This is a genomic window from Bellilinea sp. (genome assembly GCF_034432615.1).
Classification (GTDB): domain Bacteria; phylum Chloroflexota; class Anaerolineae; order Anaerolineales; family Anaerolineaceae; genus Bellilinea.
On record NZ_DAOUBL010000242.1, the window covers coordinates 21,479 to 29,743 of the forward strand.

Genomic DNA, 8,265 nt, shown 5'->3' on the forward strand with positions numbered 1-8,265 from the left:
GGTATGCTAAGTATGTCACTTTTCAAGGGGAGAGCGGGGTATAGTCTTTTTGATAAATTGCAATATCGAGAGAATATTTTTATGTCAGTTAGTATAGGAATCTCCTCTTTGAGGAAAAAGGATAAAATTGAAGCACTTAATCCATCTTCAGGCTCAAAACAATTACTGGTAAAGATGATTCAAGACAAACAAGGCTTACTTTGCGTGTCGCAAAAAACAGTCGCACAATAGTCATTGTACGACGCAAAGCACCCTGAAAACCCCTCAAAACCCTCGTTTTTTGGGCTAAAAATCGCCCTAAACTACGTCGCACAATGTTTTTAGCGCAAGGAATGAATACCTTTGTAACCGCAAGAGGGATTGTTTTTCGTTCCCGAACGGCGTATAATATAACTAGTCAGACTGGTTAGATAGGAGGCATGCAATGAACCTCTGGCAATTACAAGATGCCAAAAGTCGTTTCAGCGAACTGGTCGAGCGTACTCTGCGCAACGGCGCTCAGATCGTCACCCGCCGGGGAAAGAAAGTGGTGGTGATGCTCTCCTACGAGGAATACCGCCGCCTGACCGCTCCCCAGCGCAATCTGGCGCAATTTTTGCTCCAATCCCCCCTGGCCGGGGCAGAACTCAACATCGAACGGGACCAGAGCCTGCCGCGTGAGGTGGATCTACAACCATGAGTTACCTGCTGGATACCTGCGTCATTTCCGAATTCACCCGCCGTCAACCCCATCCCAAAGTGATAGACTGGCTGTCTGAGACGGATGAGGAGTTGCTTTATTTGAGTGTCCTTTCGATTGGGGAGATACAACACGGGATCGAGCGGCTGGAAAATAGCCTCCGCAAGGAGGAACTGCACACCTGGCTTGTCGAAGAGATGATCCCTCGGTTTGACGGTCGTATTCTGGTGCTGGACACGCCGACCATGATCCAATGGGGTAGCCTGGTAGCCCGGTTGGAGCGTCAGGGACACAAAATGCCCTCGATGGACAGCCTGATTGCTGCCACTGCCCTGACCCACGATCTGGTATTGGTCACCCGAAATGTTGCAGACTTTCATCGCTGTGGTGTGGAGCTGTTCAATCCGTGGGAGGCATCATGAATCCCATACAGGACTTTCTTTCAACCCTCACCAGCCCGCGCACGGCAGATCGTTACCGGGCGGCACTGGATGAATTTGCCGACTGGTACACCCATACTACCGGCGGGAGCGTGGACTGGAACCTGCTCACCGCCGTTGAGGTCAAGGACTACCTGGCCTACCTGCAAACGGTCGGGCGGTTGTCGCCTGCCAGCGTCAACCTGCGCCTGGCGGCGATCCGTTCGTTCCTGCGGCACCTGGGGCGTAATCTGCGGGTGCGGGGGCCCAAACAGGTCACCCCGCCGGTCAAGGCGCTCTCTGCCCGTGAGTTGGGTAGGTTGTTGGCTGCTGCCGAAGGCGGCACACGGGATACTGCCATCCTCAACCTGATGGCACGGGCAGGGTTGCGGGTTGGCGAGGTGGTGAACCTGCGGGTGGGTGATGTCGAAATGAACGGACGTTCAGGGTGGCTGACGGTAAGAGGCGGCAAAGGCAACAAGACCCGCCGTGTACCGCTGAACAGCGAGGTACGTCAGGCTTTGAAAGCCTGGCTGAACGATAGACCGAAGGTGACGGAGGACTGGCTGTTTCTCTCCCGCAGTGGCAAAGCGCTCTCTGAGCGGGATGTCCAGCGCATGGTGGCGGAGTATGCACGGGTGGCCAGTGTCGAAGCCACTCCCCACACCCTGCGCCACACCTTTGCCACCCGTGCCGTTGAGAAGGGGGTGGATGTTGCAACTCTCGCGGCGATTTTGGGGCATTCCCGCTTGGAGACGACTGGGCGCTATCTGCACCCGACCGCTGAACGGATGCAGGATGCGGTGGAGGGGGTGTGAACTTGAGTTATTCAAACATTACCGTATCCTCATTCCTAACACTTGACACCACAGTATTCAGGAACCTGGTAATACTGGCAGTTTTTATACGACCATCCTTTCTATCTTGAGTGGAAAAATGCAAATCCCTTACTGTTCCGGAAAAGACAACTTCTCCCTCGAAAAGGATAACGACACAATCTGCTATCCTGATGATATCTTCTACATCATGGGTAGTGTAAAGGATCAAGCGCTCTGATAGATTTTGGCGCAGTAAGGAAAACACCCTACTCCTTTCTTTTATATCTAGCCAGCAGAAGGGTTCGTCCAACAAAATTAACTGCGGTTTTCCCAAGAGAGCTTGCGCGATGCCAAACAGGCGTATCTCACCATGAGAGAGGGAAGACAATGGTTTATTAACCACCTTTTGCAATCCCAGGGCAATAATCAAATCTTCCACCTGTTTTGGGGCATTGGATTCTTTAAGCGCTGCAAGGTAGTGGAGAATTTGCTGCCCGCTCAAGTGATTAGGAAAATGTAATTCCTGCGGTAAATAACCTACTCGGCTACGTATCAACTGCAAATTTTGTGCGTAAGAGAGTCCATCAAACCAGAGGTTACCGCTATCGGGGCGTAAAAGGGTTGCCAGACAACGGAGTAGAGTTGTTTTTCCTGAGCCATTTGGTCCTAAAATGGCTACATATCCGGAGGTCAATTGCAGGTTAACGTTTTTGAGCGCAGATTGCGAGCCAAAGGCTTTGGATAAATTCTCAATCACTAGTTCCATGCGTACCTTTCGCTCCTGATGGTTTTCCAAACTAGCAAGAAAAGGATCAAACCAATTAAGGTCAATATGCCTGAACTTATCAAAACTGTCTCAGACGAGGTGACCATCCAGGTCAGCCATAAAGGATTGGGTATGCCTTCGGTAGAGTGCAAGAGTATCTCACGCCAGCCCAGTATTACCATGCTGCTCCATAGTACAAGAGGAAGAACTGCTCCAGGCAAAACACCCCACCGCAGGGTAACATAAAGTGCCAGACCGCTCAAGGTTAATAACGGCCCCAACCAGGCCAGCGCCAACCTCCACAACACAATCTGCGTGCCTTCCAGATGAATAACTAGCATCAAAAGAAAGACAACGAATAAATTCCAGCCAAATACAATAGCCAGACGCGCCATGAGCAACTCGACAGGATGTGTTGCGGTGAGAATTTCTAATTCACGTAGTGTTTGTGTCTCAGGACGAAAGAGGTAAACTATGCTGCCAGCCACCATCAGTGGACTGATCAGTAGAAGCACCAAGGGTAATAATCCACTCCCTTCCAAGAGGGTCATCAAAAAACCAAGCGACAAGACAAACAAGCCGGCTACCCAGAATGAAGTTTCAAACATGATCCACTGACTACGCATTAGACGATACCACTGGGTCCAACTTCGTTTTGGAAGACTAATTGAAGGTGAAAGATGAACTTCAAGGGTTGCTATCAGGCGGGTGCACTGTTCCCTGCTTGGTTCAGGCAGGGTGTAGCTTTCTAGAACCCTCACAACTTCACTCAAATCTCCCAGTTTTTGACGCTGGAATTCGTCCAATCCCGCTACCAACCGCCGATCAATTTCTTTCATCTTGTTTTACCTCTTCTTGTTCCAAAACCTGGCGCGCCGTTTGCAAGCCACGGTAGAGGCGACTTTTAACCGTACCAAGCGGTACACCTGTCACCTCAGCAATTTCTTCGAGCGATAAATCGTGATAAAAACGCAAGATAACTACCTCGCGCTGGGAAAGTGGCAAGTTTTGTAAAAGGAATATGGCTTTTTTTTTCATATCTTCGCGAAATAGAATATTTTCAATCCCCTCTTCTTCGGTTTGCAAGTTTTTGTGCCCTACCCCATCGGGGTCAAACTGTATTTCCCGTTGCACAAAAGCTGAACGGAAATGATCTCGCACTAAATTGCGGATGATCTTAAACACCCATGGTCGAAAGGCATCCGGCGCCTCACCGCGGTATTTTAACAGCCGTATAAATGTTTCCTGACCCAGGTCCTCGGCAATCTGTATATCATTTGTGATCCTTAACCCAAAGGCTAATAGCAATGGGTAATATCGCTCCACCAGCAGGGTAAGTGCCTGTCGATCTCCGCAAAGCACGCGCTGATAAATCACCTCATCGGGTTCGTCATCCATATTCACTCACTTGACTTTCCAGATGTACCAAAGCAGGTTAATTGTAAATGCCCCCACGCCTGCTACCAATAGGAGCACTTGATTCATTACCGCAGAGACACCTGCTGTCGGCCAAACCGGATGAAACAGAAACAAAACTCCGGTGAGTTGTCCATGCGTCTGTAAGTCGATGAACCACCATATCATCACCGAGGCTGCTGCCATCCAGTACGAGCGAGAAAGATGGTTAACCAGCATAGAAACTCCTGTGAGAAAAATCGCTGGGGGAATAGCAAGTATCACAAAGGGGAAAGGATTGAATGCTGGTATTCTCCATAGCACAATGAACGTCAGCATTCCCAGTGCCATCTGCAGTGCCATCAGCGCTAATGCCATCAGTATACGGATAAGTGGCAAACGGAAACGCGGTTCGGGATAGCTCAAACGCAGCTCCTCAAAGCGGGTTTCAGCTTCAATGGACATCAAATGGGCTGCCGCCAGTCCCGAAAACAGTGGCAAAAGGATCACATAAGACACGAGCAGCATTCCGGGGGAAAGTTCATCATACCGTCCCCATATAAGACGCGTTAGCAGAGCATAAGCCGGTATTCCCAGGCAACTCAACAGAACACTCCAGTGTCCGCTAACCAAAATCTCGTACCTGAGCAGCGAATTCATTGGACCGTACCTGTTGAACGAATCCAGGCAGGGAGTGCATCGTAAGGTAGTTCTTCCAACTCGGCTGATCTCCGTGTCATTTCCCGCACAGTTGCAACAATGGCCTGTTGACCGCCTTGCCGATAAATTTCAAGCAGGGCTTGGAGATTTTCGTTGACCACCATGCCATTATCATAAGCGCTTTGCAGCCGGGTGAGCATCTTTTCTGCGTCGCCTTGCTCAGATTGATACAGATTCAGAAAATAGACCACTGCTTCGAAAGCCTGATCCAAACTGGTTATGGGACGATTGTAAGCAGCATTCAATCTTCCTCCCATCATTAACCATAGATCGACCGCAATGGTGCGGGTTACAAAATACTGCCAGGTGTTAGGTTGCTTGACATACCGCTGAGTCACGGTTATAGGATAACCAGCTACTGGTGGCGTATAAGCAGGCAAGCCTCCTTCCTCTCCCAAGACCATCAGGATCAATCCTTCAACATTAGTATTTGTGAAGAAAGGGGCAATGGCACGAAGTGCGCGAGAATAATCGGCGGCCATCTCACGCCCTGGCTCCAGGTCAGCGCGCGCTGTAATCAGAGTTACTTCATCAACCTGTTCCACGACCAAACGAGGAGAAGCCACCAAAAAGACCCAACTGACCTGCTCAGCTGCAAAATAGTTTTCCCCAATCGCAGGGAGATTGGTGGCTACCGTTAAACCAGGATCGTTTCTAATTTGCAAAGAGAAACGGCACGGTTCATGCTGATTAGGGGGCTGTCCGGTTGAAACAGAGACTGGATACCACCTCGCAGCAGGTGTTAGCCGAATGCCGCGTGAATCAATAAAATCGGTTGCCTCCACTACACCATTGGAAATACTCTCCATACGCAAGGCACCTTCATAGTCGAGCGTTAATAGACCACTTTCGCCAGTGGCTAACGGGTGGGGAAAGCGGACATAGATCCAATCTCCCGCGCGCTTGATCTCGACATTAGACTGGGTCAATGAAAAAACAGGATTCAGTTGCAAAGTAAATTCTTCTAGTGGATTCTCCCCTGTATTCAAGATCTCTAACATTGCCCGAAAGTGGGGTAATCTTGGATTGGCCAAATCCATTACTACCTGATAGTCTATGACGCGAAAAGAAACCGGCTCACTCAAGGTCAACTCCTTCTGCTGCTGAAGAGTGGCTCTCTGAATGCCACCCACATAACACATTCCTCCCCAGCCTGCAAGAATTAAAGCCATGGGGAAGAATGTGATAGCGATTTTCGACCAACTATGAAAACGATGTATGGAAATAGTCTGCACCATTACCGCTAGACAAAAGAGGAATAACCCAAGATAAAAGAGATTGAACCATAATGGCTGAGAACCGTAAATCAAGCGCCCCCATACATCCGAATAGAAACTAACCCCTTGACGCATAAAATTCAGTAGACTGGCAGGCGGAAAGCGGTCGGCCAACATGCTCGGGCCGAGCAGAAAAGCCAGCCAAACCGCGGCGAGAATCAAATACTCCCGACGGCCAAAACTCTGCCTGACCAAAAGTACCCAGGCCAGCGCAGTAATAAACGCAATTGTCAGCCCGGCTTCGAAAAGAAAAACCGGCACGCCTTCCACCCAGGATGTGAGTGGCCCTTGATAGACAGCAACGAGCAAAGGCTCAATCAGAAAAAGGAAGAGCGCAACGAACCCCGCCGCCCAGCGTCCAGCGATCACCTCAAAGCCTGTCGGATAGGTTTCCTCTAATTCTTGAAATCGAAAACGTTTTGAACGGGAAGTGCTGATCCCTGCCATGAATAAGCCAATGAGTGAAACTAACCCGATTGCCAGTCGCCCAACCGTCGTTTCGAGCAATGCCTGCGCTGAACGGTTATCCTTTCCAACAAATAGTTGGTAGAACAAAGCGCCCCAAAGCATATGCAACAATGGGTATAGCCAGTTGATTACTAACAGTTTCAGTTCGGTACGAAAAGAAACCAGAAAACGAGAAAACATCCCCTTAAGCATGGCTTTCCTCGCGTTGTTTCTGATGATTCTGAATCACTGCCATATATCCATCTTCAAGGCGAGGGGCAAGCGGTTGCGCATCTGCCTGCGGCGGGTCGCTAGCCAGCAAACGTGCCTGGACTGTACCATCTGCTATTTGAGTAGCCAGAACGGTATAACGTCTTTCCACTTCCGGCCATTGTTCAACGGGGACTTTTACTTGCCACACTATGTGACTCGCCCGAGCTGCCAACTCAACTGGACTACCGCTGAAAACCAGTCTGCCTCGCTCCAACACTACCAGACTATCGCATAGCTCTACATCCGCGACAATATGAGTGGAAAGCAGTACTGTACTCTTTTTAGACAAGCGAGCCAGCAAATTACGAAAACGGATACGCTCTTCAGGATCTAGCCCGGCGGTAGGTTCATCTACAATCAGCAACTCAGGATTCCCTAACAGGGCCTGAGCGATTCCCAACCGTTGACGCATCCCCCCCGAAAAGGTGCCCACCTTGCGATGGGCTTGGTCGAGCAAGTTCACCTCGGCAAGCACCGTCTCCACTTGTGATTTGCGTTGACTTTTGGAAACATTTTTCAGAATAGCAATATATTCCAGCAATTCAAATGCCTTTAGACTAGGATAAAAACCAAACTCCTGTGGCAAATATCCCAACCGCTGACGAATATAGGCTCCTTGACGAAGGGCATCCAAACCGCCAATTTCAACCTTTCCACGGGTTGGTACAAGTAAAGTAGCTAGAATGCGCATGAGCGTGGTTTTCCCGGCACCATTCGGTCCTAACAAACCAAACATACCACCGGGAATATGCATTGTAATATTACTTAAAGCTTGGAAGTTACCATACTCCTTGGTTACTTCTGTTAGGATAATTTCCATCGGCTAACCCCATAGATAAGTTTTGAAATCGTTTTATCAATACAACGAGAGATAAAGCAAAAAAGTTTAACTTTGTGGAAAGAACTCTCTTTTATATGAGAAAAACTCAAACCAATTGTTCATAAAACCTGTGGTCGGTTTTACTCTATGCTCGCTGTATGGAACAACACACTAAACGTAATCGTCACATACTCGGCGGTGAAAGTCGAGCAATGCAAGACACTGCCGGGATGGTTTAAAAATGCTCTGTGACACAGGCGGAACAGAATACAGAGAATCGCTTGCCGATAGTGGTATTGTGTGAAGTATGCAAACGCCACACAGGTGATCTGTTGCTACTATGCTTGCAAGATCTGAAACGCTTGCTTTACCAACAATTTTGAAAGCCACTTGCGCCAAAACGTAGATTTTGCTAGAATACGGTAAGGAGCGTCCACCAGACCCTCCGCCTGAAACAGCGTCAAACCGGCTTACAAAGCCCGTTGGACGAATGCGAAAGCATTTGCCAACGGGTTTTTTCGTTATCGGCTGGCGGACAAGCCGCCTCTTCGGGTGCAACTCCCAGACAGCCACTTTCCACCGGCTGACAAAGCCCGTGGCGGGACTTTAACAACGATGGGCAGGTTCACCATTTACCCGCCGATTTGTCCA

At 49.3% G+C, this 8,265-nt stretch carries 9 protein-coding genes; 3 read left to right on the plus strand and 6 right to left on the minus strand.

The features are described 5' to 3' along the window. Positions 1-424 precede the first annotated feature (424 nt). Genes VAE48_RS10590 through VAE48_RS10600 form a run of 3 tightly spaced genes read left to right on the plus strand, consistent with a single transcriptional unit; the run spans position 425 to position 1,916 of the window. Positions 425-679 (plus strand): type II toxin-antitoxin system Phd/YefM family antitoxin, encoded by a 255-nt coding sequence (locus VAE48_RS10590; protein WP_322793296.1) that lies wholly within the window; start codon positions 425-427, stop codon positions 677-679. After that, the gene (locus VAE48_RS10595; protein WP_322793297.1) at positions 676-1,101 is read left to right on the plus strand and encodes a type II toxin-antitoxin system VapC family toxin; all 426 of its coding nucleotides are present in this window, start codon (positions 676-678) and stop codon (positions 1,099-1,101) included. Before VAE48_RS10590 ends, VAE48_RS10595 begins: the two co-directional genes overlap by 4 nt. After that, a complete protein-coding gene (locus VAE48_RS10600; RefSeq protein WP_322793298.1) occupies positions 1,098-1,916 on the plus strand; it encodes a tyrosine-type recombinase/integrase in 819 nt (272 codons plus the stop codon). Before VAE48_RS10595 ends, VAE48_RS10600 begins: the two co-directional genes overlap by 4 nt. A 7-nt stretch (positions 1,917-1,923) precedes the next feature. On the opposite strand, the gene VAE48_RS10605 is transcribed toward VAE48_RS10600, so the two are convergent. From VAE48_RS10605 to VAE48_RS10630, 6 genes are read right to left on the minus strand one after another with little or no spacing between them, the layout of a single operon-like run. Beyond that, entirely contained in the window at positions 1,924-2,682 is a 759-nt protein-coding gene (locus tag VAE48_RS10605) for an ABC transporter ATP-binding protein (RefSeq protein WP_322793299.1), read from the minus strand. After that, positions 2,673-3,521, minus strand: coding sequence for a hypothetical protein (locus VAE48_RS10610; RefSeq protein ID WP_322793300.1), 849 nt, complete (start codon positions 3,519-3,521; stop codon positions 2,673-2,675). Before VAE48_RS10610 ends, VAE48_RS10605 begins: the two co-directional genes overlap by 10 nt. Next, complete coding sequence (locus VAE48_RS10615; RefSeq protein ID WP_322793301.1) at positions 3,508-4,080, minus strand: RNA polymerase sigma factor; 573 nt, start codon at positions 4,078-4,080, stop codon at positions 3,508-3,510. The genes VAE48_RS10610 and VAE48_RS10615 overlap by 14 nt, the downstream gene beginning before the upstream one ends. Before the next feature lie 6 nt (positions 4,081-4,086). Further along, positions 4,087-4,737, minus strand: coding sequence for a hypothetical protein (locus VAE48_RS10620; RefSeq protein WP_322793302.1), 651 nt, complete (start codon positions 4,735-4,737; stop codon positions 4,087-4,089). After that, on the minus strand, positions 4,734-6,734 hold the full coding sequence (locus VAE48_RS10625) for a hypothetical protein (protein WP_322793303.1): 2,001 nt from the start codon (positions 6,732-6,734) through the stop codon (positions 4,734-4,736). The genes VAE48_RS10620 and VAE48_RS10625 overlap by 4 nt, the downstream gene beginning before the upstream one ends. Continuing rightward, positions 6,727-7,614 (minus strand): ABC transporter ATP-binding protein, encoded by an 888-nt coding sequence (locus VAE48_RS10630; RefSeq protein WP_322793304.1) that lies wholly within the window; start codon positions 7,612-7,614, stop codon positions 6,727-6,729. Before VAE48_RS10630 ends, VAE48_RS10625 begins: the two co-directional genes overlap by 8 nt. Positions 7,615-8,265 lie beyond the last annotated feature (651 nt).